A 25,229-nucleotide genomic window follows, 5' to 3' on the forward strand; every position below is an offset into this window, starting at 1 on the left:
ATGAAAGTGAAAACAATTTTGGTGTCACAGCCTGAACCTAAAGTGGAGAATTCTCCTTACTTTGAGCTCCAACAAAAACACAAAATAAAAATTGATTTCAGACCATTTATTCATGTGGAAGGGGTTAGCGCAAAAGAGATTCGATTACAAAAAATCGATCTTAATCATTACACTGCGATCATTTTAACAAGTAGAAATGCTGTAGATCATTTTTTTAGAGTGGCTGATGAAATGCGTTACAAAGTTCCTGAAGGATTGAAGTATTTTTGTCAATCTGAAGCTGTAGCATTTTATTTGCAAAAGTATGTTGTGTACAGAAAACGTAAAATTTACGTTGGAGCAAAAGATTTTGCAGACTTGTCTCCGCTAATCAAAAAGTACAAAGACGAGAAGTTTTTGCTTCCTGCATCTGACCAATTAAATGCAGATGCACCTATCACATTAAACAATCTAAAAGTAGATTGGGCACAAGCTATTTTTTACAGAACTGTAATGAGCGACTTGTCTGATTTAGCCGATGTTTACTATGATGTTTTAGCATTTTTTAGCCCAACAGGAATTAAATCTTTGTTTAAAAACTTCCCTGATTTTAAACAAAACAATACTAGAATCGCAGTATTTGGAAGCACAACTCAAAAAGAAGCTTTAGATCATGGTTTAAGAATCGATATTCTTGCTCCAACTCCTGAAACGCCTTCTATGACAATGGCTTTAGAAAAATACATCGCCGAAGCAAACAAAGGAAAATAAAACTAAGAATATACAATATTGAAATTCCAAATTCCAACTTAATCACTTGGAGTTTGGAATTTTTCTTTTTGTAAACTTTTGATTCCCGTGGTTGAAACCATGGGCTATCTTTTTAAATTTTGTTTCTGATAGCTTTAAGGACAATACATTTATGTTTTATTTTTTTATTGGAATTTGGGATTTAAAAATTGGAATTTCTATTTCTGAAGCATTTTAACTACATTTGATTTCTATTCTAAACCCAAATCACTAAAATAGTTTCAAATTTTAAGTTATGAAAATTAATTCCCTTTTAATTGAAATTGACGGTATCGATAAGGAGATTCTTCGTTATTTAATGGATGATGCCCGAAAACCCATATTACAAATCGCTAACAAAATTGGCATTTCTGGCGCTGCAATTCATCAGCGTTTAAAAAAACTGGAGCAGTCTGGCGTTATTTCGGGATCAAAATTTACTGTAAATCCGAAAGTTTTAGGATATAACACAATGGCTTTTATTGGCGTTTATCTCGACAAAGCTTCCCGAAACTCAGAAGCCGTAAAAGAATTAAGAAAGATTCCAGAAGTTTTAGAGTGTCATTATACAACTGGAAACTGGTCGGTATTGATTAAAATCATTTGCCGTGACAACGAACATTTAATGTCTCTTTTAAATAATAAAATTCAGGCTATTGAAGGTGTTTCAAGAACGGAGACTTTTATTTCTCTGGATCAGCAAATTGATAGACAGATTCAATTGTAAATTAGAAAATGTGTCAATTTGATAATTAGAAAATTTATTATAATAAACTGGAATGAAGTCCAGCCCTACAATATAATCTTGTTCCTTCGGAACGGTTAAAAATTCTTGATTTCATCCCTATTCTAAACCGGACTAAAGTCCGGCCCTACAATATGATTTGTTCCTTCGGAACGTAAAAGAGCCTTGGCTCGATCCATATTGTAGAGCTGGACTTCAGTCCAGTTTAATTTGTATCGATATGCAAAAACAAAACCCGACAGATTTAAAAACCTGTCGGGCTTGCTATAAATTATCTAATTGACTAATTATCTCAATTATCAAATTAAATTAGTTCCTCCTGTTTCCCGAATAAATTGAGATATAATACAACAGCGTCGCAATCGAGCCAATCGCGGCAACCACATAAGTTCTCGCGGCCCATTTTAAGGCATCTTTTGCTCCAGCTTGCTCTTGCTGTGTCAACATGTGTTTGTTTTCAAGCCAAGCCAATGCTCTGTTGCTCGCATCATATTCAACTGGCAATGTAATAATCGAAAATAAAGTTGTTGCCGCAAAAAGAATAATTCCGACTAATAATAACTGTGGAAAAGCTTTGATCATCAAGATTCCCGCAAGCAAAATCCATTGCATAAAACTTGATGCAACGTTTACAATTGGAACTAATTTTGAACGCATTGTTAGCCATTCATACCCAACAGAATGTTGCACTGCATGTCCGCATTCGTGTGCCGCGACTGCCGCTGCTGCTGCATTTCGATGATTGTAAACTGCTTCGCTTAAATTCACTGTTTTGTCTGACGGATTATAATGATCGGTTAATTGACCTGGTGTCGAAATAACACGAACATCTGTAATTCCGTTATCAGCAAGCATTTTTTCGGCAATTTCTTTACCGCTCATTCCGTTTTGCAATTGCAATCTTGAATATAATTCGAATTTACTTTTAAGTTTTGAACTTACCATCCAGCTAAAAAGCATTATCGCTCCGGCAAGTAATAAATATCCACCTCCCATATTTGTATTTTTTTGATTGATTTTTAAAGTTACAAAATCAATCACAAATTATGAACCATTTTAACAAAATGACATTTTGGCACTACATTTTAAAGTCCGAAATTCCAAATTCCAAATTCCAACTATTATTGGAATTTGGAATTTAAACATTAGAATTTAAGACAATTGACTATTTACTTCCTCAAACTTTTCAATCAAGCTATTTATTTTTGATTGTTGTTTTTTAATTTGTTTTGGACGAATATAAAACCAATTGAACAAAATCCACAGCAAAGTGATTCCGTAAGTCAAACTCGCACCCAGAACACTCATTCTGCTAGCGTATTCATACATGTACAAACAAATCCCTGCAGTTAACATCAAAAAGTACAAACTCATCATATTGGTCTGCAAAAATTGCTGTTTCTTTTGAATTGAAACAAGCTTTTGAAGATATTCATGATTGTCTTGTGTTGCATCAATATCTTTATAATTCCCAAATAATTTATTGGATGCAAAAAGATAAATCACCATTCCAAGAACAACCAAAATGATTCCTATTTTAGTTGAAATAAATTGTGGCTGATAATAAATCCATATAAAAATGATGAAAGCACTAGTAGCCAAAAGCATAATATTTGTTTTCCACAAACTGCGCACCGATGCTTTTTTAAATTGGCTTACACGCTCAAGCAAATCCTCCATATTGGGCTGACTTACGGCTTGTTTTTTCCATAAATCTTTGAAATCTATATTATTGTTTTCCATTTTCTTTAAATTTTTGAGTCAACTTTTCTTTAATCCTGTGAATTTTCACTCTTACATTTGCTTCTGAAAGACCAACGATTTTGGCAATTTCAGCTTGCTTTACTTCTTCTAATTCCAGCGAAATGATGATACGATCGGTTTCTGGTAATTCGGCGATGCATTTATATAAAAATTGAATCTGCGGTTCGATTGATTGTTGTTTCTCTTCAGAAAGATGAATCGGCAATTCTGATTTTGGAAAACGTTTTTGCTTTTCTATCTGCCTCAGACAATTGTTAGAAGCAATTCTAAAAATCCAAGTCCCAATAGCCGATTCGTTTCTAAAAGTATCCAGCTTTTGCCAAACAATTATAAACGTTTCCTGAGCGAGATCTTGTGCAATGTCATAATCATTGACAAAACCCATACAAAGCCTGAATATTCGATCCCAATATGTTTTATAGATTTGTTCAAATTCCATTCTTATTATTTTATAAAAGTGTTTAATTGTGCCAAATACCAATCTTTGTCATCATACATAATAAAATGAAGACCTTTGTTTGCATATTGAAAATTAGCTGTTTTTAAATTTTTATATTGCTCTTCAATAGCAGGTTTTAAATTTATAAAATAAGACTCTAATAAAATTAAAGCTGGACATTTTATCTGTGCGATTTTAGCTCTTAAATCGGTATTCGAGAAATCACAATACATTTGCCCGAATGTTTTTCTGTCTGATTTTACACTCCAATCAACGACCATATCCATTTTTGAGGCATCAGCCAAAAGTCTTGGCATTGTTTTTTTCTGCATATCAAGAAATTGAGCGTCTGTCATCGATGTCATTTGATTTACCGTTGCAACGCAGTCATTTTCTTTTGATTTAAAAGAAGGATCCATCAACGCCGCCAAACACGGAAGCGCATCCACAACCACAATTTTTCCAACCAATTCTGGATAATCGGCTGCAATGGCAAGCGCCAATCCTCCACCCATACTATGGCCAATTACAATTGGCTTTTCAATTTTATTATCTTTTATATAAGCTGCGATTTCGTTTTTCCAATTTTCAAATGAAGGATTTGGCTGTGGTTTTACTCCAGCAAAACCTGGCATTGTAAGTGTATAACAAGTAAAATCTTTTTCGAAAGCTGTTTTGGTATCATTCCAAACTTCTCCAGAAGAAGCAAAGCCTGGAATAAATAGTATAGATTGTTTCCCTTTTCCAGTTTTTAAAACTTCAAATGGATATGATTTTGTTTGTGCAAAAACATTTAGACATAATGCTGAGAATAAGAATGCGATAATTAAGATGATATACTTTTTCATTTTTAATAGTTTTAAGTTGTTAAAATTCTAATAGCAACAAATTGTTAATTAAATCGGATCCATGCTTTTGATACGGCAACTATTAAAATGTTACAACTTAATTTAAAATTTCAATAAAAAAATTCTAAATCCCAATGTTTACGGGGTATTTCGAATGAAAAAAAATAATTATGTTTAGAGTTTTGTGCGTCTGAGCGAAGTCGAAGACCAAGCCAGAAGCTCCCCAATCAAAATCGTCAATCTTTGTAGAATTACTTGTGCGGTCTTCGACTTCGCTCAGACTGACAAACCATACGCATTTCAGAATAAAATTTGTGGAAATTCGTGCAATTCGTGGCGAAAAAAATAAGCATAAAAAAAATCCCAAACCCCAATCGTAAAATTGGAATTTGGAATTTTAAATATTGGGATTTTAAAACAATTAACCCACTAGGTTAATTATTTTCCCAGGAACAATAATCACTTTGTTTGGAGTTCTTCCGTCTAAGTGTTTTTGAGTTCTTTCGTCTTTCATTACGATTTCTTCGATTTGTTCTTTGGTTAAATCCAAAGGCAATTCGATGGTGAAACGCATTTTTCCGTTGAAAGAAACTGGATATTCTTTATTTGTTTCAACTAGATGTTTTTCTTCAAAAATTGGGAAAGCAACTTCTGAAATTGAAGTTGTATGCCCTAATTGTGACCATAATTCTTCTGCAATATGCGGCGCATAAGGCGAAACCAAAATGGCTAACGGCTCTAAAATCGCTCTTGAATGACAGTTTTGAGAAGACAATTCATTTACACAAATCATAAATTGAGAAACCGAAGTATTGAAAGAGAAATTCTCGATATCTTCTGCTACTTTTTTAATTGTTTTATGCAATGATTTCAAGTTGTCTTTTGTTGGTTCGTCGTTGTTTACGATTAAGCCATTATCATCAAAATACAATCTCCATAATTTTTTCAAGAAACCAAAAACTCCTGAAATACCAGCAGTATTCCAAGGTTTTGCTTGTTCTAATGGTCCTAAGAACATTTCGTATAAACGTAATGTATCAGCTCCATACTCAGCACAAATATCGTCTGGCGTAACTACATTATAGTATGATTTCGACATTTTTTCGACTTCACGTCCTACAATGTATTTTCCGTTTTCATCTAAAATAAATTCTGCTGTATTGAAATCTTCTCTCCAAGCTTTGAACTTTTCGATATTTAATTCATCCGAAGAATTCACAAAATGAACATCAACGCGAATTGGCTGTACATTTTGACCTTCAATTTTATTTTTAGATACAAAAGTATTTGTTCCTTCCAATCTGTAAACATAAGCTGTCGTACCCAAAATCATTCCCTGATTGATCAGTTTTTTGAATGGTTCTTCAGTTGGAGCAAAACCTTTGTCTTTTAAGAATTTATTCCAGAAACGAGAATATAATAAGTGTCCGGTTGCGTGTTCGCTTCCTCCAATATATAAATCTACACTTTCCCAATACGCTAAAGCTTCTCTGCTTGCAAATTCATTTTCATTGTGTGCATCCATATAACGCATCCAGTACCATGAACTTCCTGCCCAACCTGGCATTGTATTTAATTCTAAAGGAAAAATGGAAACATTGTCAACTAAATCTGTATTAACAACTTTGTTTTGATTAGTATCCCAAGCCCAAACAGCTGCGTTTCCTAATGGAGGCAAACCGTCTTCTGTTGGCAAATATTTTTCCACTTCTGGCAAAATAATTGGCAAATGCTGCGTATCAATCATTTTAGGTAGTCCGTTTACATAATAAACTGGGAATGGTTCTCCCCAATAACGCTGACGAGAGAAAACAGCATCACGCAAACGGTAATTCGTTTTCCCAATTCCCTTGCCTATTTTTTGCAATTCGCTAATCGCAACATGCGTTGCATTTTTATAATTCAATCCGTTTAAGAAATCAGAAGCAGCGATTTCAACGTTATCTTTAGATCCGTAAGCCGCTTCAGAAACATCAACATTAGCGAAGATATTTTTGATTTCCTGCATTCCTTTTTGACCTTTAAAGAAATTAGCAAAAGCGTAATCTCTTTCGTCTCCGCAAGGAACCGCCATTACAGCACCTGTTCCGTAACCAGCCAAAACATAATCACCAATCCAAACCGGAATTGGCTCTTTTGTAAATGGGTGTTCTGCATATGCTCCTGTAAATGCACCAGAAATAGTTTTCACATCGGCCATACGCTCACGCTCCGAACGTTTTGCTGTTTTTTCGATATACGCTTCAACAGCTTCTTTTTGTTCTGGAGTTGTAATTTTAGCTACCAAATCATGTTCTGGTGCCAAAGTCATAAAAGTAACTCCAAAAATAGTATCAGGACGAGTAGTGAAAACCTCGATTACTTCATCATGATTTTTCACATTAAAAGTTACCAAAGCTCCAACCGATTTCCCGATCCAGTTTCTTTGAGATTCTTTGATTGACTCACTCCAGTCGATATCATTTAGACCTTGAAGCAAGCGTTCGGCATAAGCAGAAATTCGCATACTCCATTGTGTCATTTTTTTTCTTATAACAGGAAAGCCTCCACGTTCCGAAACTCCGTTTACAATTTCGTCATTTGCCAAAACAGTTCCTAAGCCCGGACACCAGTTTACTTCGGTTTCTGCCAAATAGGTCATTCTGTATTGCAACAAGATTTTTTCTTTTTGATCTTCAGAATAAGAATTCCATTCATCCGCAGTAAAAATTGCAACGTTGTCATCGCAAACTGCTTCGACTAATTTATTTCCTTCTCCTTCAAATACTTTTACAAGCTCAGAGATTTCAAAAGCTTTTCCTTGTTTTCTGCAATACCAAGAATTGAACAATTGGATAAAAATCCATTGCGTATGTTTGTAATAATCCGGATTTGAAGTACGAACTTCACGTGCCCAGTCAAATGAGAATCCGATTTTATCTAATTGTTTTCTGTAACCCGCAATTTGTTTTCCTTCTTTGTCAACACCACCGTCAATATTTACGCGCGTTGTATCTTCTGGGCGTTGTCCTGTTTGAATTGCATATTGTTCTGCAGGCAATCCGAAACTATCGTATCCCATTGGATGCAAAACATTGAACCCTTGATGTCTTTTGAAACGAGAATACACATCTGAAGCAATATACCCCAGCGGATGTCCTACGTGTAATCCTGCTCCAGATGGATAAGGAAACATATCGAGAACATAATGTTTCGGCTTTTCAGAGTTGTTTTTTGCTGCAAAAGTTTGATTTTCTGCCCAATATTTTTGCCATTTGGCTTCAATTTCGTTTGGATTGTACTTCATTTCTAAGTGACTAAGATTCTAAGCTACTAAGGTTCTAAGCTTTTCACTAAATTAATTATCGCGCAAATTTACATTTATTGTGGCTTGTTCCAAAGCTATTTCATTGACAAACAAATAAAATAACAAATTACTTAATCTTAATTACGTAAAAATACATATTTTTGAATTTAAATACTTAGAAAAATACTATTTAATAAATATTACAAACCATATAAGCACTGAACGAACAAAATGCTATTATAGAGCTGGATTTCAGTCTAGTATAGACAAAGAATAAGCGAAAGAATAATATGCGTATTTTTGAATAGCACTAAAAAAAAAATCAAAATGGCTGACCGTAAAAAATACAATGTTGAAGTCCGCGTTTGGATTGAAGAAGCCGAAGGCGCATTTCTTGGAATTGGAAAAATATGGCTTCTTGAAAACATCAGGAAAACCGGATCAATTACCAATGCAGCAAAAGAGATGAAAATGGCGTATCGTCAGGCTTGGCAATTGGTTGAAGAAATGAATCAGCGGGCTGAAAATCCATTAGTTGAAAAACTTCTTGGTGGAAAAGGTGGGGGTGGCGCAAAATTAACCGAAGCCGGTGAAAGGGCAATTTCGGTTTTTTATGAAATAGAAAAACGTATTAAAGAATTTGCTCAAAAAGAAACTCTAAACCTGAAATTTTAAAATAAATTTCTTTAAAAAACTTTGAGAGTTGAACCGCAACGCATCATACAATTTTTATTTAAACTTACGCTACTACCATAGAGTTGACAAAACAATATAAATACAAAGCTTTGCGTTTTTTTGCTAAAGATTAAATGATTTACACAAATTTAAAAATCATTTTAAACGTTTTAAACTTGTTGCTATTCTCTTTTATTTTACTAACTCTTCGAAAGTCTTAGCGAACTTTGGAGTTAAATCACTTTATTTAGAAAATTTATTGAAAATTTGTGCACTTTTCGATGAAAGACAAATTTATTCAATATCTAATTGTACATTTATAGTATAAAAGTTCGTTAATAACTTTAAATAAAGAAATTCTTTATTATTTTTACCACATAATTTAAGCATACTATGAGTTCTAACTTTGATAAATTTCAAAAGCGCAGGTTAATTTCCTCTTATTTTTCGGTAGTATTAAGTGTATTCTTGGTTTTATTCCTTTTGGGAGTGCTGGGATTATTCATTATTAATTCTAAAAAATTGGCTAATGATTTTAAAGAAAAAATCGCCATGACGGTTTTCTTTAAAAATGAGGCTAATGATAGCGTTATCAAAGCATTCAATGCAAATTTAAAAAGAGCACCTTTTGCAAAATCTTTTGTTTATGTTTCTAAAGAAAAAGCGGCAAAAGAACATACGGATATCATTGGAGAAGATTTCTTGACTTTCTTAGGTGAAAATCCCTTATTAAACTCATACGACATTCACCTAAAAGCGGATTATGTTGAAAGAGACAGCATCTCTAAAATTGAAAGCAAATTGCGTCAAAATACGATGATCGAAGATATTGTTTACGACAAACAGTTGATAAACTTGGTAAATGATAACATTAAAAAAGTAAGTATGTGGATCTTAATTATCAGCGGTTTCCTTGCTGTAATTGCGGTTTTATTAATCAATAGTTCACTACGACTTTCTATACATTCGAACCGTTTTATTATCAAAACCATGCAAATGGTTGGTGCAACAAAATCGTTCATCCGCAAGCCTTTTGTAATGCGTAGCGTAAAATTAGGAATGCTTGGTGCAGTTTTAGCAATTATTGCATTGATTGCACTATTAATTTATGTAGAAACGAATTTCCCTGGTTTAGGAATTTTAGAAGACAAAGCTTTAATTGGATTGGTTTTAGTAGCCGTTTTCGGATTTGGAGTTTTGATTACATGGGTAAGCACCCATTTTGCAACACAACGTTTCTTGAATTTAAGAACTGACGATCTTTATTAATATTCAGTCGCAGTTTTAAGTTTTCAGTAAAAAAAAATGCCCTTCGACTTTGCTTAGGGTGACAAATAAATAAAACATCTTGGGCGAGCTCAAGACAGCAAAAGAAATAAAATGAAAAACAATAATAAAGAAGAAAAACAAGATAATCACGAATTTCTTTTTGATGGCATCAATTACAAAATCTTATTAGTTGGAATTGGCGTTATCGCGCTAGGATTTATTTTAATGTCTGGCGGAGGAAGTACAGATCCAAATGTTTTCAACGAAGATATTTTTAGTTTTAGACGTATTCGTCTAGCTCCAACAACCGTTTTAATTGGTTTTGGAATCACGATTTATTCGATCTTCAAAAAATCTAAATAAATAGATTTATAAATTTCCAATTGGAATTCCCTTCGACTCCGCTCAGGATGACAATCTGAAATCTAAAATCTGTCCCGATAGCTATCGGGACTAAAATTTAAACTTAATGAACACATTACAAGCTATTGTTCTTGCCATTATTGAAGGAATTACAGAATTCTTGCCTGTTTCTTCAACTGGCCACATGATTATTGCCTCTTCTTTTTTTGGAATCGCGCATGACGATTTCACTAAACTTTTCACCATCGTAATTCAGCTTGGCGCGATACTTTCGGTCGTAATTTTATACTTCAAACGTTTCTTTCAAACTTTTGATTTTTACTTTAAACTTCTTGTTGCTTTTATTCCTGCAGTCGTTTTAGGATTGTTATTAAGCGATTTTATCGATGGATTGCTAGAAAATCCTGTAACAGTTGCAGTTTCACTTTTATTAGGAGGAATTATTTTATTGAAAGTGGACGAATGGTTCAACAAACCAAATGATCCTGAAGTTTCAACTGAAATAACTTATGCAAAAGCGCTAAAAATTGGATTATTTCAATGTTTGGCTATGATTCCTGGAGTTTCACGAAGCGGCGCAAGTATCGTTGGAGGTATGTCTCAAAAATTGACAAGAACTTCAGCTGCTGAATTTTCTTTTTTCTTAGCTGTTCCGACCATGTTGGGCGCAACAGTAAAAAAATGCTACGATTACTATAAAGACGGCTTTGAATTGACGCAAGATCAAACCACTTTATTGATTATTGGAAATGTGGCTGCATTTATTGTAGCACTTTTAGCAATTAAAACTTTCATTGGATTTTTGACTAAAAACGGATTTAAAGTTTTTGGTTATTACCGAATCCTTGCTGGAATCATCTTATTAGTGATTCACTTTTTCATTCACCCGCTTACGATTATATAATGACACCTGAAGAATATTTAAACGGACAAGTTTTATTGATTGACAAACCATTAAAATGGAGTTCGTTTCAAGCTGTCAATAAATTAAAATACCTTTTAATTAATAAAGTTGGACTTCCAAAAAAGTTCAAAATTGGTCACGCTGGAACTTTAGATCCATTAGCCACTGGACTTTTATTAATTTGTACTGGAAAATTCACTAAAAATATTTCTGAACTTCAAGGTCAAGCCAAAGAATACACTGGAACTTTTTATATTGGAGCCACTACTCCATCGTACGATTTAGAAACCGAAATCGACCAAACTTTCCCAACAGATCATATTGATGAAACCTTGATTCATGAAACAGTAAAGCAATTTTTGGGAGAAATTGACCAAAAACCGCCTATTTTCTCGGCAATCAAAAAAGATGGCGTTCGTTTATATGAACACGCTCGGGCAGGAGAATCCATAGAAATTGAAAGCCGAAAAACTACGATTCACGAATTTGAGATTACTAGAATTGAATTGCCAGAAATAGACTTTAGAGTAGTTTGTTCAAAAGGAACCTACATTCGTTCTCTAGCTTACGATTTTGGAAAAGCAATGAATTCTGGTTCACATTTAACGGTCTTGCGCCGTACTAAAATTGGTGATTACGATGTAAAAAATGCGATTGACATTACTTTGTTTGAAGAGAGCCTAAAATAAAAATAAAATGCATAAAAAAGCACATTACAAAATGATCGTAATGTGCCAAGCTCGTAAATCAAAGTACAGTTATTCCATACTCATTCCCTCTGAGTTAATAGTGAGGCACATTTTTCCCTCCAAATAAAAATTGTGAAAAGAAATCATAAAATCTTTCGAATAACTTTTTCATAATAGTGCATTTTTTAATAGTTGAACATTAAATAAACACCAATAAAAAGAGTAAATCAGAAAATTAATAATAGAAGTGGGATAGTTTTACTAAGATACGAAATTTTAAACAAAGCAAAAATTTTAGACGCATTATTTAACATATTATTTGATTTATTATCAACACGTTATCAACAATTATTTTATCAAATACTTTCCCCAAGTAATGGTTATTATAGTCGATTGTACTTAATATTTTCCATAATCTCAACCAGTTCTTCCTGAACCGAAATCCCTTTGTCAGCAAGATACCACAACTGCAAATCAGTTTTGATTTTTTCGTCGATTGGCCCAACTTCTCTTTTGTGTTTTGCCATTAATTCGGTGGCGCCTTTTGGTCTTGGCCCCCAATCTGCACGAACGATTCCGGCTTCTTTGCAAATCACAATCACTTTTGGGATTGCTCTTCCACCGTTTGTCAAATAATGGTTCATCAAATCATCGTTTTCATCGCGAAAAACAATTCTCAGATCTATTTTTTTATCTGAAGCTAATGCCATTTTATTTAAAATTGGAAGAATCTGAGCCGCATCGCCACACCAACCTTCTGAAATTACAAGCCAGATATAATGATTATCTAAATGCTGTAGTTTTGATTTTATATTTTCAGAAATCTGTATCGTCTTTTCCAGTCGATTCATTCTGGCTTCATTCAATTTTGAATAATTCGTCAAACTGTCAGATTGCTCATTTCCAGTTGATTTTCCTTCAGACAATAAATCGGTTACTATTTTTCGGTATTCAATATAAGAGTGGCTATTGAACAACGCTTTGGCTACGATGCTTTTCATAGATAATTATTTTGCTTAGCATAAATTTACGGATTTTCTTTAGACCGAGATATGACTTTTATCAGATTTGATATAAAAACCCAATAAAATTCTTTATAAATTTAAATATATCGCCCAATTATTTTTTTGTAAACATTATTTTTAAAAATCAGAATATGTCTATATTTGCACAAATTAACGCAACACAAACATGAAATATAAAAGAATTCTTCTGAAACTTAGCGGCGAGGCCTTAATGGGTGATTTACAATACGGAATTGACCCGAAAAGATTAGGCGAATATGCAGATGAAATCAAGCAAATTCACGATAAAGGAGTTGAAATTGCTATTGTTATTGGAGGAGGAAATATTTTTAGAGGCGTTGCTGGAGCAAGTTCAGGGATGGACAGAGTGCAAGGTGATTACATGGGAATGCTTGCAACTGTTATCAACGGAATGGCTTTGCAAGGCGCACTTGAAGACAAAGGAATGAAAACGCGTTTGCAAACTGCTTTGAAAATGGAATCTATTGCAGAACCATACATCAAAAGAAGAGCAGATCGTCATCTTGAAAAAGGAAGAATCGTAATTTTTGGTGCTGGAACTGGAAATCCATATTTTACAACCGATACAGCAGCAGTTTTAAGAGGAATTGAAATCAATGCTGATGTTATCCTTAAAGGAACTCGCGTTGACGGAGTTTATGATTCTGATCCAGAAAAAAATGCATCAGCTGTAAAATTCGATTTTATCTCTTTTGATGATGTACTGAAAAAAGGATTAAATGTAATGGATACTACTGCTTTTACATTAAGCCAAGAAAATAAATTGCCAATCGTTGTTTTTGATATGAACAAAATTGGAAATCTTTTGAAAATCTGCGAAGGCGAAAATATCGGAACTGTAGTAAATATATAGTCATCAGTAACAGTTTACAGTCACATAATTAGACTTTAACTGAAAACTGAGAATCAAACTGAAAATCAAAAAAAATGAGTGAAGAAATAGATTTCATATTAGAAAGTACAGAAGAATCAATGAATGGTTCTATTGCGCATTTAGAAAAAGAATTTCTAAATATTCGTGCAGGAAAAGCTTCTCCAGCAATGCTTGGAGGTGTTTTTGTTGATTATTACGGAGCGGCTACACCACTTTCTCAAGTATCTAAAATCAGTGTTCCAGATGCTAGAACAATTACTTTGCAGCCGTTTGAAAAAAACATGCTTTCGGTAATTGAAAAAGCAATTTTGGTTGCCAATATTGGTTTCAACCCAATGAACAATGGTGATGTTATTATCATCAGTGTTCCGCCTTTGACAGAAGAGCGTCGTCGTGATTTGGCAAAACAAGCAAAAGCTGAGGCTGAAGATGCTAAAATCGGTATTCGTAATTCTCGTAAAGATGCAAACACTGAAATCAAAAAATTAGAAAAGGAAGGAACTTCTGAAGACATTTGCAAATCTGCTGAAGAAGAAGTCCAAAACTTAACAAATGCTTTTACAAAAAAAATTGATGAATTATTGGCTGCAAAAGAAGCCGAAATCATGAAAGTGTAATTTTATTTGGCACAAAATAAAAAAATCCGTTTGGTGTAATTTTGCCAAACGGATTTTTTTATTCTTATTTTTGCATACCAAAAGTAAAATCTTTCCGTTTTTGAAACTATAACACCTTTATGAAGCTATTTTGTTTGTTGACTTTGTTTTTTACGCTTACGATTCAAGCGCAATTTCAAATAAACGGAATTGTTACTGATCCGCACAACAAACCGCTTCCTTTTGCAACCATTACTACTGCAGACAATAACAACACTATTACTGATGTTGATGGAAAATTTGAACTTAAAATCAATTCGAAAACGACCACTTTTGCCGTTTCTTACATTGGATTTCAAACAAAATTAGTTCCAGTTGTAGAGAAGAAAAAATTCTATGCGATTTCGCTTTCTCAAAAAACAGATGATTTAAAAGAGGTTCTTGTTTCAAATGAAAATCCTGCATTAACAATCATAAAAAAAGTTATCGCTAACAAGAACAAAAACAATCCGCAGAAAAAACTAAGCAGTTTTGAATATAAAACCTATAACAAGCTAATTGTTACGGCAAATCCGGATTCTATCGATGGCCGAATTGATTCTTCTGCCGCTTACAAAGATTTCAATAAAAAGACAATCAATATTGATTCTTCTGATTATAAGTTTAAAGAAATTATAACCAAACAACATTTATTTCAAACCGAGAAAGTTTCGCAGTATCAATTTGGAAATAATAAATTAAAAGAAACCATCTTAGGCACAAAAATGGCCGGTTTTAAGCAACCTGTTTATGAAATTATCGCCTTTAATCTGCAGTCTATTTCGATTTACGATTCGAAATACGAATTGTTTGAAACCAAACATCAAAGCCCAATTGCTGACAACGCATTTTCTGATTATAATTACAAGCTTCTGGACACCGTTCCCATTAAAGGTCGAAATACCTTTATGATTTACTTTAAAAACAAGAAAAGAAAAACAAATGCACTAGAAGGTGTTTTATATATTGATCAGGAAAATTTTGCTATAGCGAAAGCGGTAATGCGCATCAAAGCTGTTTTAGACATTAGCGGTATTCATGAATTTGAATATGTTCCTGAAGAGAAAATCTGGTTTCAAAGCAATACTACTTTCAAAATTGTAAAAGGGAAGAATGACGATGATATTAAAATTTTAGGCGGAACCATTCAATTTGATGGCGACGTTGAAGATAATTATGAACGAAGAAAAAAAGTTGCCTCTGATTTTACATATTTAATTTCTGAAAGCAATAATTTTGACATCCATTATAACACACATTCTTCAATAAAAAATCCATCGCTTTATATTGAAATTAAAGACGATGCAAACAAGCAACCAGAAGAATTTTGGAACAAATACCGAAAGGAAAGCTTAGATCTAAAAGGCCAAAGAACTTATCAATTAATAGACAGCTTATCACTCAGCAAAAGAATTGAAAAACGTCTTGGTTTAGGCCGAAAAATCATCAACGGTTATCTTCCAATCGGCCCTATTGATTTGGATTTAAAAAAAATCATCAGTTATAACAATTATGAAGGTTTTCGTTTAGGTCTTGGCGGTGTTACTAACGATCGTTTTTCTAAGCATTTTAGAATTGAAGGTTATGGCGCATACGGAACAAAAGACGGCGTTTTTAAATACAATCTGGGCGCTGGCGTTTTATTAGACAAAAACACCAATACTTGGCTAAATGGATCGTACACCGATGATGTCCGCGAGATTGCGAGTACCGTTTTTGCTGTTGATAAACGCGTTTTCAAGATTTATGATCCGCGCCCAATCAACATTAGTACTTTTTATAAATACATTGCCTGGAAAGCAAATATTCAAACCAAATTTATTCCGAAAACAGAAGCTGTTTTCGAGTTAGCCAGAACGTATGTTGAACCAAAATTTGATTATCTTTTCAACTATAATGGGCAATTGTATTCGAATTATATTATGACTACTGCTATGGCTTCAATTGTTTGGGCGCCATTCAGCGAATTCATGCAGACTCCAACGGGAAGGACAGAAACGGATAAAAGATTTCCAAGATTTACTTTTCAATATACACAATCATTGCCCAATGTTTTAGAAAACGACTTTACATTCAGCAAAATTGATTTCAAAACCGAATATGAAAAAAAATACCTGAACGGACAAAAAACAAGTTTACTTCTACAAGGCGGTGTTGCAATGGGCGATGTGCCAATTACGCATTTATACAACACAATGCCGAACAATCTAACCAAAGAAACCGTTATTCAACGTATAACTTTTGCCGGAAGAAACAGTTTTGAAACAATGTATTTTAATGAGTTTTTCTCTAGTCAATATGTCTTTTTTCAAATAAAACATGGTTTTGACCGAATTAAAATCATGAAAAAAGTCCGCCCTTCATTGGTTTTAGTTACCAGAATGGCTTGGGGAAATATGGAAAAACCTGAACAGCATGTTGGACCTGATTATAAAACTTTAGATAAAGGTTATTTTGAATCTGGAATTGAATTAAACCGAATTTTCAAAGGTTTTGGTTTAGGCGGATTTTATCGTTACGGACCGAATCAGTTGCTGAAATTTGAAGATAACATCGCAGTTAAGATTTCTTATGTTATTGATCTCGGTCTTTAATTTTAAATCCCAAATTTTATAGCCACTAATTCAAGAATTTGACTTCTTAACTTTGTTATTTTTTTTCCGCTGAATTTCACAAATTGTAACAAAATAAATTTATGAAAATTTGTGAAATTTGCCGTTAATAAACTGCGCAAGGAAATTCGATAAATTCGTGAATTCGTGGCTATAAAAAATCCCAAACCCCAATCAAAAAATTGGAATTTGGAATTTAATACATTGGAATTTCCAAAACTTTTATGGCTTGAGAATCAAAACAGACGGCGTATTATTCAGCCAGGTACTTTGAGATTCAATTAGTTTTTTCCAGCTGTCCAAACTAATAATCATTAAGTTTTGCGTTTCTAAAAACTCTTTTTTGATTGTTCTGTCATGCATAATCATAATATGATTTGGTGCAATTTGCTCAATCGAGCGAATGGTTTCCTGAATATCTCTTGTATTTTTCACTTCACCGCTGGCATCTAAAACTGTAATTTGAGAACCATTGTTGTTGATTAATTTTTTAGCATATTCAATAAGGAAAGCATCTTCTTTGCTAAAAACCGGCATAAAAACCTGATCAACTTCTTCTAAATCTTTATCAATAAAAATTCCGACTGGCATTTTACTTTTCGTAATAATATGACGCGTTCTTTCATCAAAAGGATTATTCTCAAACAAACCTTCTTTTCCTGTAAACTTATCAATCAAACGATCTGGATTTACAATTCGAGTAGTAAAACCAAGAATTTTTCCAAGCAAAGTTCCCTCAAAAATAGATTGTCCTAAACCAACCAGCAATAAATCATATTCGCCTTGGTTAGCCGTATCGATAATATCGGCATCAATATCATTTGTTACTTTGAAAACACTGTTTATACTTTGATTCAAATTCTTTGACTCTTCAATAACAGGGACAAGCATTTTTCTTTCGTGATCTTTAACATCAAATGAATGTATTTCTGTGCTCAACGACAAATGCATTGCCGTAACTACCGAATTATCTCCTTGTTTCTTGACTAAACTATTGGCAATTTTAAGTAATTTTTTACCTCTTTCAGGAGTTGCAAATGAAAGCAAAACCTTGTATTTGCTTTTGCTTCCAATCTCTTCTGGAACAACAGTTGCTTTATCTTTAAAAACAAAATTGATAAAATCTAAAGCTGGTCCCGTCATAAAAGTTGTCACTAAAGCCATGATGACCATCATTGTAAAAATTTCAGTAGACAGTACACCTAAATCGTAACCAATATTCAAAACAACCAATTCCATCAATCCGCGGGTATTCATCAAAGCACCAATGGCTAAACTGTCTTTCCAGTTTTGCCCTACGAATTTTGCTGCCAAAGCGCTTCCAAAAAACTTCCCTACAACGGCTACAACAATAATCAAACCTGTGATTTTCCATAACTCAGGATCATTCAACAATCCAATTTGTGTGCGCAAACCTGTAAATACAAAGAATAATGGCAAAAGCACAATTATCGAAACGTCTTCTACTTTTTCGATAAATATATTTCTGAATTTATTGTTTTCTGGCATAATCGCTCCCGCTAAAAATGCACCGAATAAAGCGTGGATTCCAATTAATTCTGCGGCATAAGCTGAAAATAAAAGTGTCAAAAAGAAAATAGCAACGACAGGTTTATTTAAACTTTCGCGAGTCGAATTTAAGTCTCCAACGCGTTTCAAAAACGGACGAACAATTTTCAACATGATAATCACGTATAAAATTGCCAGACCAATTACATAAAGCGAACTCGTCAAAGAGCCTGCTTTTACGATTGCAATTACAACCGCCAAAATACACCAAGCCGTAATATCATCGGCCGCGGCACAAGTAATAGCAATAGTTCCTAATTTCGTTTTTTGAAGACCTCGTTCCTGCACTATTCTTGCCAAAACCGGAAATGCCGTAATACTCATGGCGATTCCCATAAACAATCCAAAAGAAGAAAAAGCAACTCCTTCAGGTGCAAAAGTTCCGTAAATAAAATAAGCCAAAACTAATCCTAAAGCAAACGGAATAACAATACTCGCATGACTGATTACAACAGCGTCATGTGCCTTATTCTTCAGTACTTTCAAATCCAATTCCATTCCGATTACGAACATGAAAAGGATCAAACCAATCTGGCTTAAAAATTGAAGATTTCCTAAAGATTCTTTTGGAAACAAAGCTGCCGAAAACTCCGGAAAATACATTCCAACCAAAGATGGCCCAAGAACAATCCCAGCAATCATTTCTCCGATTACTGACGGCTGTCCTATTTTTCTAAAAAACCAGCCGAACAAACGGGCAACTAAAATAATAGTAACAATCTGAGCCAATAAAATAGCTAACGGATGCTGTAAGTTTTCAACCATTGAATGCAGAAAATCATTCCAATGATTGCTTTCTATTTTTTTCTCTACTACATTTCGACCTGCTTCAAGAGATGAACCTTGAGAAATGATCCAATATATCAAAGTTGTAAAACCACCAATAACTGTAATGTAAAATAAGGAGTTTTTAAAGTTATTCATAACTCGTTTTTTAAAATTATGAAACAAATATCAGAAGTCCATTTTACGTGAAAAAGCAATTTTGCAGCTAATTTTTCATGTATGTAATAAGTCCGAAAAACTTTGTAATAAGTTATAAAAATGATTGTCACTCTGAGCGGAGTCGAAGGGCAAACCAACCTGATCGGGCTTCGACTCCGCTCGGCCTGACACGATTTTGACTTATTTTCACCTTATATTTTCACCTTTCTCAAAAAATCTGAGCGATAGGTTTCGCTCAAAATCATAGTGGCATTTTTGTTGTTTTCTTCCAAGTGATGCAATACGATTTCGTTATGATTAAAAAATTTTATTGCTTTTACTGCAACAATTTCTTTTTTGTTCACGCGACAAAAATCGGCTTCGGGCAATTCTTTTAAAAGTGTGTCGAATTTTATGTTTTTCAAATTCAAGAAACTGCCGTCGGTCAGCAAAACTATTTTATCGCGGCTGTCGCTCAAAGCTGTTTTGATGTATTGAATTTGGTTAAAATAAAGCAACGTTTTGCCTTTGTCGGTATTCAGCTGCATGAATTTTTTCTTAGCGTCTGGTTTTTCAAATCGCTCAATTGCTTTTGAAATTGCTTTTTGCAAACGCTCTAATTTTACAGGTTTTGTAATATAATCTACAGCATCAATATTAAAAGCATCTGCTGCATATTCTTTATACGCAGTGCAAAAAATTACCAATTTGTTTTGAAACATTTCGGCTAAATGAAGTCCGTCGATTCCGGGCATTTCGATATCCGAAATCAGCAGATCAAAATCAAGATCGGCAAAATCAGATAAAAGTTTTTCAGGATCGTTGCAGGTTTTTACAATTTCCAATTCTGGAATTTGCTCACATAACATTTTCAAGTACGTCAATCCCGGAAGCTCATCGTCCAGTAGCAAGCATTTCAGTTTTGTATCCAAGTAAATCTATTTTTAAATGAGCAATATAAACATCGTTTTCTACAAACTTATCCAATTTGAAATTATTCTTGTAGATAATTCGCAAGCGGTGTTCTAAAGTTGCGTGACCAAAACCGCTTCGTTCTTTTTTTAGAACTTTTTTATCCGAAATTTTATTCGAAACCGTCATAAAAAAAGCGTTATCTCTAAACTCAAAAACAACCGAAATAAAAGCGTCAGCACTTTGAAGATCGGCATGTTTAAAAGCATTTTCAATTAAATCGATAGAAATTAAAGGCGCCAATAAAGGCTGATCATATAATTTATCTTCTTTATTGATATTGGTTTTTATCTTCAATTCAAAAAGCGGACTAATTTTGATTTTATTGATTTCGATTAAATTCAGTGCAAAATCAATTTCTTCTTTCGCAGTGACAAATTTCTTTTTGCTTTCGTATAAAATATAATCCAAAACGTTTGCCAGTTTGTCTAAAGCGAAATACGTTTGATACGCATGGGACTGAATCGAATTCAAAATATTCTTAAACAAATGCGGATTCAGTTTTGATTCTAAAGTTTCGAGTTGCAAATCATTCACTTTTACTTCCAGCGCATAAAAACTTTTTTCGGCATCATCTTTTGCTTTTTTGGCCTGCATCAACAGATAAATCATAAAACAAATAATAATGACAAGCAATAAAAGAATTGCCAGAAAAATAAAAGTTGTGGTATTGTTTTCCTGCATAATGGTTTGAATAAAATAACTAACTAGAAAATACGACTCTTTTTGAACCGCAACAAATTGCGCCCTCAAACACGAACAAAACTAATTCATAGTCTTTATTCTTTTGATAAAATTTCACTTTATACTCTTGAAAAATCTGTGTTGCAGATAAAAACTCAATTAACCTAAAAGAATTATTGAAACCATAATTTTGAATAAAATCTAAATTAATCCATTTTAGATTAATGGGATTATTACTCAAATCTTCTAAAGAAAATTCATTGTTTTTAAAAAATGACAAAGTCTTTCTTTCATTCTTAAAAAACGTGTCAAGTTCAGATAAAGATTTTTTAAAATGATCCATGATTTTAGCTTCAATCTGTTCCGAAATCGCAGCTTTACTAAATTCAACACTTAAATAATCGATAATTTCTTTTAACAAATTAAAATCATCTGTTTTTTCGCTGATGTAATCTCCTCTAAAGTTCATCTTCAAAAAACGCATCAACAACTGGTTATCAATCTTTTTGAGATTAATCGTGTATTCCAGTATATCAAGTTTGAAAACTTCTTTAAAACGAATGTTTAGATTTGAACTAAAATCGTCCTCATGAAGAGTTACTTTTGTATTATCGTTTAGCACATAATTATAAATGATACTAGACTCTGTAGCAGAAGAATAATCCCCAAATCTTCTAGTTTCATTTAAAATCAAAATTACTTTTTCTACCATTATCAATTTTAATTCTTTTTAATGATTAGAGACGGATTTCAATCTAATAATTGAAGTGAAAGAAAACCAACCAAAAAAATCTATTCTCCAATTCGTTTTCTTTTCATCTGTAAAATTAACTACAAATATGAGAAAAGCTAACGATTAAACAGCAAAAAACAGGAAAATCATTACAACTGAAAAACTTGCAAAATTGTGTTAACATTGCGTAAAATACAATCGATTGTTTATGATTTTGAGGCATTTTCACTACATTTGCAACCATTTTTAAAGAATTTATGAAAAACGCTATTCAAGTTGGGTTCTGGGAGAAATTGGCCCGAATTATACTTAAAAACAGAATAACAATTCTGATTTTGCTTTCTGCATTAACCATTTTTCTTGGTTTTCAGTGGAAAAACCTTTCTATGACTTATACTGAAGCAAACTTGCTTCCAAAAGATCATGTGGCCAATAAAGACTATCAAAAATTCTTGGACAAGTTTGGCGAAGAAGGAAATCTAATTGTTATTGGTTTTCAAGATAAAAACTTTTTTACTCCAAAAAACTACGCTGCTTGGAACGAATTGATGACAGGTTTAAAAAAATCGAAAGAAGTTGATTTAGTCGTTTCATTAAATGATTTGAAAAAACTTGAAAAAGATACGATTAACGAAAAATTCGTTTTAAGTCCATTTATTGATCAAACTAAAGCGTTGGATCCTTCTTACTTAAAAAGCGTTCAATACGATTTGTTTCATAATTTGCCTTTTTACGAAGGATTATTATTCAATAAAGAAAGCGGCAGCGTCCGTTCGGCAATTTACATCAATAAAGCTTTAGTTAATACGCCAGAAAGAAAGACTTTTATTCTTGAAAATTTAGTTCCGAAAATCAATAAATTCGAAAAAACGACTGGAATTGATTTGAAAGTTTCAGGAATGCCATACATCAGAACCATCAATGCTGATGACATGAAAGGCGAAATCGGGCTTTTCATTGGTGCTGCTTTATTGACGGTTTCTTTGATTTTCTTTTTCTTTTTCCGTTCGTTTAGAGCGACTTTTATTTCGATTTGTATTTTAATTGTCGGCGTAATCTGGTCATTCGGAACGCTTGGTCTATTTAACTACAAAATCACAATTCTTACGGCAATTATTCCACCGCTGATTATTGTAATCGGAATTACAAACTGTATTTTCTTGATCAACAAATATCAGCAGGAAATCAAGTTACACAACAATCAAGCTAAAGCGTTGCAACGTGTCATTTCTAAAATTGGAGTTTCGACTTTGATGACGAATTTGACAACGGCGATTGGTTTTGCAACGTTTATGATTACTGGAAACGATTTGCTTTTTGAATTCGGATTGGTAACTTCAATCAACGTAATTTCTGTTTATTTATTGACGCTTTTTATTGTGCCAATTATTTACAGTTTCATGCCTCTACCTAAAGAAAAGCATTTATATCACTTGACGAAAACCTATATTTCGACTTTATTGAATGTTGTTGAAGACTTGGTAAAAACAAAACGTAAAATTGTCTATATCGTTTATGGTTTGCTTTTGGTTTTCAGTGTAATTGGAGTTTCACAAATGAAAGTTTCAGGAAGTTTGATTGGCGAAATGCCAAAAAGCGCTTCTTTCTTTAAAGATATTCTATTTTACGAAAAAGAATTCAACGGCGTAATGCCATTGGAAATCATGATTGATACCAAAAAGAAAAAAGGTGTCATGAAAGCTTCGACAATTCGCAAAATGGATGAACTGCAAACTACAATTGCCGAAATTCCAGAATTGGCAAAACCAGTTTCGATTGTGAATTTGGTTAAATACTCAAAACAAGCTTTCTATAATGGAAATCCAGAATATTACCAATTGCCAACCTCGCAAGAGCAAGCTTTTATTTTGAGTTATGCTAAAAATGCCACGAAAAACAGCAAAGAAAACCTAATGAAAGCTTACGTTGATTCAACTGGACAATATGCCCGAATCACGACTTTCATGAAAGATATCGGAACGGATGAAATGGCAAAAGTGGAGAAAAAGCTAAACGCAAAAATTGCTGAAATTTTCCCAAAAGACCGTTATGAAGTTACCGTTACCGGAAAAGCATTGGTTTTCCAAAAAGGAACATCGTATTTGGTAGACAACTTGATAGAATCATTGATTTTTGCAATTGCAGTAATTGCTATTTTGATGCTGTATTTATTTAGATCTTTCAAAATGGTAATGGCTTCGGTAATTACGAATGTTTTACCGCTTTGCATTACTTCTGGATTGATGGGTTATTTCGGAATTCCGTTAAAACCTTCTACGATTTTGGTATTCAGTATTGCTTTCGGAATCTCGGTTGATAATGCAATTCAGTTTATGGCGAAATACCGACATGACTTCCTTCAAAGTGGTGGAAAAGTGAAAAAATCAGTTTTCAGTGCTTTAAGAGAAACTGGAATCAGTACTTTTTATACTTCAGTAGTTTTGATTTTAGGTTTTGCGACTTTTACATTGTCAAGCTTTAGCGGAACAATTGCTCTTGGAGGATTAATTTCTTGTACTTTGGCTTTTGCGATGTTTGCGAATTTAGTTGTGTTGCCTTCTTTAGTTTTGACTTTTGAGAAGAAGAAAACTAAGAAAGAGGAATTATTGGAGAATTTGGAATAATAAAAAGTCAGCCACGAATTCACGAATTAATAAATGGAAAAAATAGAACTATTTTCAAGTAAGAAAAAATCTTTTTTACACTTAATTGGCGGTCTATTATTTGTTTTTATAGGGGTATATTTATTTATAAAATCAGAGAGCAACATTAGTTCTAGATCACCAAATCCAATATCCATAAAAGCACTAGGAATAATTACAATATTATTTTTTGGATTAGGAGCCTTTATCGCTATACGGAATTTAATAAAAGAAAGGCTTATCCTCATTATTGATGAGAATGGAATTGATGTCAACCCAAAAAAGAATTCATCAGGATTTATAAATTGGAATAATATCGAAGGCTTTAGTGAATTAAAAATACAAAACCAAAAAATGGTGCTTATTAAAGTTAACAACACTGATTATTGGATTGAAAACGAAAAAAACATACTAAAAAAAAAGTTAATCGAATTTAATTTTGAAAATTACGGTTCGCCATTTTGTCTTTCAGCAGTTTCCATGCAAATAAATCATGCTGAACTCATGAAAGTATTAAATGAGAATCTTGAGAAATATAAAAAATTCGCATAAGGATTAACGCTTAGTTTGTGATTCCTCATTCCTAGGAATGACAAAAATTAAGAAGTAAAAAAAACTTCTCCTGAAAACGAGTGCCCTAGCCCCGATCGAAGCGGCATCCTTTTTCTTGCTTCTTTAGCAAGAAAAAGATACAGCGGAGAGCGGGAAATAGCTTCAAAAATTAATTATTATCGTTTATATTTGCAATTCGATATAAAAAACACTGATTTTAAATTAATCAAAATCAG

At 33.2% G+C, this 25,229-nt stretch carries 22 protein-coding genes; 12 read left to right on the forward strand and 10 right to left on the reverse strand.

Annotated elements, in window-relative coordinates:
• On the forward strand, nucleotides 1-750 hold the full coding sequence (locus tag SCB73_RS05040; protein WP_320569012.1) for a uroporphyrinogen-III synthase: 750 nt from the start codon (nucleotides 1-3) through the stop codon (nucleotides 748-750).
• A 274-nt stretch (nucleotides 751-1,024) separates the two neighbouring features.
• A complete protein-coding gene (locus SCB73_RS05045) occupies nucleotides 1,025-1,495 on the forward strand; it encodes an Lrp/AsnC family transcriptional regulator (RefSeq protein WP_026728380.1) in 471 nt (156 codons plus the stop codon).
• 327 nt (nucleotides 1,496-1,822) lie between these two features.
• On the opposite strand, the gene SCB73_RS05050 is transcribed toward SCB73_RS05045, so the two are convergent.
• From SCB73_RS05050 to leuS, 5 genes are all read right to left on the reverse strand, one after another.
• Nucleotides 1,823-2,509 (reverse strand): zinc metallopeptidase, encoded by a 687-nt coding sequence (locus SCB73_RS05050; RefSeq protein ID WP_320570075.1) that lies wholly within the window; start codon nucleotides 2,507-2,509, stop codon nucleotides 1,823-1,825.
• A gap of 156 nt (nucleotides 2,510-2,665) precedes the next feature.
• Nucleotides 2,666-3,256 (reverse strand): hypothetical protein, encoded by a 591-nt coding sequence (locus SCB73_RS05055; protein WP_320569013.1) that lies wholly within the window; start codon nucleotides 3,254-3,256, stop codon nucleotides 2,666-2,668.
• Entirely contained in the window at nucleotides 3,243-3,716 is a 474-nt protein-coding gene (locus SCB73_RS05060) for an RNA polymerase sigma factor (RefSeq protein ID WP_320569014.1), read from the reverse strand. The genes SCB73_RS05055 and SCB73_RS05060 overlap by 14 nt, the downstream gene beginning before the upstream one ends.
• 5 nt (nucleotides 3,717-3,721) lie before the next feature.
• A complete protein-coding gene (locus SCB73_RS05065) occupies nucleotides 3,722-4,564 on the reverse strand; it encodes an alpha/beta fold hydrolase (protein WP_320569015.1) in 843 nt (280 codons plus the stop codon).
• Between the two features lie 421 nt (nucleotides 4,565-4,985).
• Nucleotides 4,986-7,850, reverse strand: coding sequence for a leucine--tRNA ligase (leuS, locus tag SCB73_RS05070; RefSeq protein ID WP_320569016.1), 2,865 nt, complete (start codon nucleotides 7,848-7,850; stop codon nucleotides 4,986-4,988).
• Nucleotides 7,851-8,177: 327 nt separating this feature from the next.
• On the opposite strand from leuS, the gene SCB73_RS05075 reads away from it, so the two are divergent.
• The 5 genes from SCB73_RS05075 to truB all read left to right on the forward strand — a co-directional run bounded on the left by SCB73_RS05075 (nucleotide 8,178) and on the right by truB (nucleotide 11,750).
• On the forward strand, nucleotides 8,178-8,525 hold the full coding sequence (locus SCB73_RS05075; RefSeq protein WP_320569017.1) for a winged helix-turn-helix domain-containing protein: 348 nt from the start codon (nucleotides 8,178-8,180) through the stop codon (nucleotides 8,523-8,525).
• Nucleotides 8,526-8,918: 393 nt separating this feature from the next.
• Complete coding sequence (locus SCB73_RS05080) at nucleotides 8,919-9,794, forward strand: cell division protein FtsX (protein ID WP_320569018.1); 876 nt, start codon at nucleotides 8,919-8,921, stop codon at nucleotides 9,792-9,794.
• 111 nt (nucleotides 9,795-9,905) lie between these two features.
• Nucleotides 9,906-10,157: a DUF3098 domain-containing protein gene (locus SCB73_RS05085; RefSeq protein ID WP_320569019.1), complete on the forward strand. Its 252-nt coding sequence runs from the start codon at nucleotides 9,906-9,908 to the stop codon at nucleotides 10,155-10,157.
• A gap of 106 nt (nucleotides 10,158-10,263) precedes the next feature.
• Nucleotides 10,264-11,061 (forward strand): undecaprenyl-diphosphate phosphatase, encoded by a 798-nt coding sequence (locus SCB73_RS05090; protein WP_320569020.1) that lies wholly within the window; start codon nucleotides 10,264-10,266, stop codon nucleotides 11,059-11,061.
• Entirely contained in the window at nucleotides 11,061-11,750 is a 690-nt protein-coding gene (gene truB / locus SCB73_RS05095; protein WP_320569021.1) for a tRNA pseudouridine(55) synthase TruB, read from the forward strand. Before SCB73_RS05090 ends, truB begins: the two co-directional genes overlap by 1 nt.
• Nucleotides 11,751-12,133: 383 nt before the next feature.
• Here the strand turns inward: truB and SCB73_RS05100 are convergent, their stop codons facing one another.
• Nucleotides 12,134-12,751 carry a thioredoxin family protein gene (locus SCB73_RS05100; protein WP_320569022.1) on the reverse strand — a complete coding sequence of 206 codons (618 nt, stop codon included), beginning with the start codon at nucleotides 12,749-12,751 and terminating at the stop codon, nucleotides 12,134-12,136.
• Between the two features lie 190 nt (nucleotides 12,752-12,941).
• Here SCB73_RS05100 and pyrH point away from each other — a divergent pair, with 190 nt between their 5' ends.
• The 3 genes from pyrH to SCB73_RS05115 all read left to right on the forward strand — a co-directional run bounded on the left by pyrH (nucleotide 12,942) and on the right by SCB73_RS05115 (nucleotide 16,899).
• The gene (gene pyrH / locus SCB73_RS05105) at nucleotides 12,942-13,649 is read left to right on the forward strand and encodes a UMP kinase (protein ID WP_111425130.1); all 708 of its coding nucleotides are present in this window, start codon (nucleotides 12,942-12,944) and stop codon (nucleotides 13,647-13,649) included.
• 74 nt (nucleotides 13,650-13,723) lie between these two features.
• Complete coding sequence (gene frr, locus SCB73_RS05110) at nucleotides 13,724-14,287, forward strand: ribosome recycling factor (protein ID WP_320569023.1); 564 nt, start codon at nucleotides 13,724-13,726, stop codon at nucleotides 14,285-14,287.
• A 119-nt stretch (nucleotides 14,288-14,406) separates the two neighbouring features.
• Nucleotides 14,407-16,899, forward strand: a complete 2,493-nt coding sequence (locus SCB73_RS05115; protein ID WP_320569024.1) for a DUF5686 family protein — start codon at nucleotides 14,407-14,409, stop codon at nucleotides 16,897-16,899.
• 240 nt (nucleotides 16,900-17,139) lie between these two features.
• Here SCB73_RS05115 and SCB73_RS05120 read toward each other — a convergent pair whose 3' ends face one another.
• The 4 genes from SCB73_RS05120 to SCB73_RS05135 form a co-directional block, all read right to left on the reverse strand.
• Nucleotides 17,140-19,410, reverse strand: a complete 2,271-nt coding sequence (locus SCB73_RS05120) for a cation:proton antiporter (RefSeq protein WP_320569025.1) — start codon at nucleotides 19,408-19,410, stop codon at nucleotides 17,140-17,142.
• Between the two features lie 212 nt (nucleotides 19,411-19,622).
• On the reverse strand, nucleotides 19,623-20,342 hold the full coding sequence (locus tag SCB73_RS05125) for a LytR/AlgR family response regulator transcription factor (protein WP_320569026.1): 720 nt from the start codon (nucleotides 20,340-20,342) through the stop codon (nucleotides 19,623-19,625).
• Nucleotides 20,305-21,066 carry a sensor histidine kinase gene (locus SCB73_RS05130; protein ID WP_320569027.1) on the reverse strand — a complete coding sequence of 254 codons (762 nt, stop codon included), beginning with the start codon at nucleotides 21,064-21,066 and terminating at the stop codon, nucleotides 20,305-20,307. The genes SCB73_RS05125 and SCB73_RS05130 overlap by 38 nt, the downstream gene beginning before the upstream one ends.
• 19 nt (nucleotides 21,067-21,085) lie before the next feature.
• Nucleotides 21,086-21,778 carry a hypothetical protein gene (locus SCB73_RS05135; RefSeq protein WP_320569028.1) on the reverse strand — a complete coding sequence of 231 codons (693 nt, stop codon included), beginning with the start codon at nucleotides 21,776-21,778 and terminating at the stop codon, nucleotides 21,086-21,088.
• 278 nt (nucleotides 21,779-22,056) lie between these two features.
• On the opposite strand from SCB73_RS05135, the gene SCB73_RS05140 reads away from it, so the two are divergent.
• Both SCB73_RS05140 and SCB73_RS05145 read left to right on the forward strand, forming a co-directional pair.
• On the forward strand, nucleotides 22,057-24,423 hold the full coding sequence (locus SCB73_RS05140) for an efflux RND transporter permease subunit (protein WP_320569029.1): 2,367 nt from the start codon (nucleotides 22,057-22,059) through the stop codon (nucleotides 24,421-24,423).
• A gap of 33 nt (nucleotides 24,424-24,456) precedes the next feature.
• Nucleotides 24,457-24,993 (forward strand): STM3941 family protein, encoded by a 537-nt coding sequence (locus SCB73_RS05145; protein WP_320569030.1) that lies wholly within the window; start codon nucleotides 24,457-24,459, stop codon nucleotides 24,991-24,993.
• Nucleotides 24,994-25,229: the final 236 nt, after the last annotated feature.

The sequence above is a fragment of the Flavobacterium sp. KACC 22761 genome (genome assembly GCF_034058155.1).
GTDB lineage: Bacteria > Bacteroidota > Bacteroidia > Flavobacteriales > Flavobacteriaceae > Flavobacterium.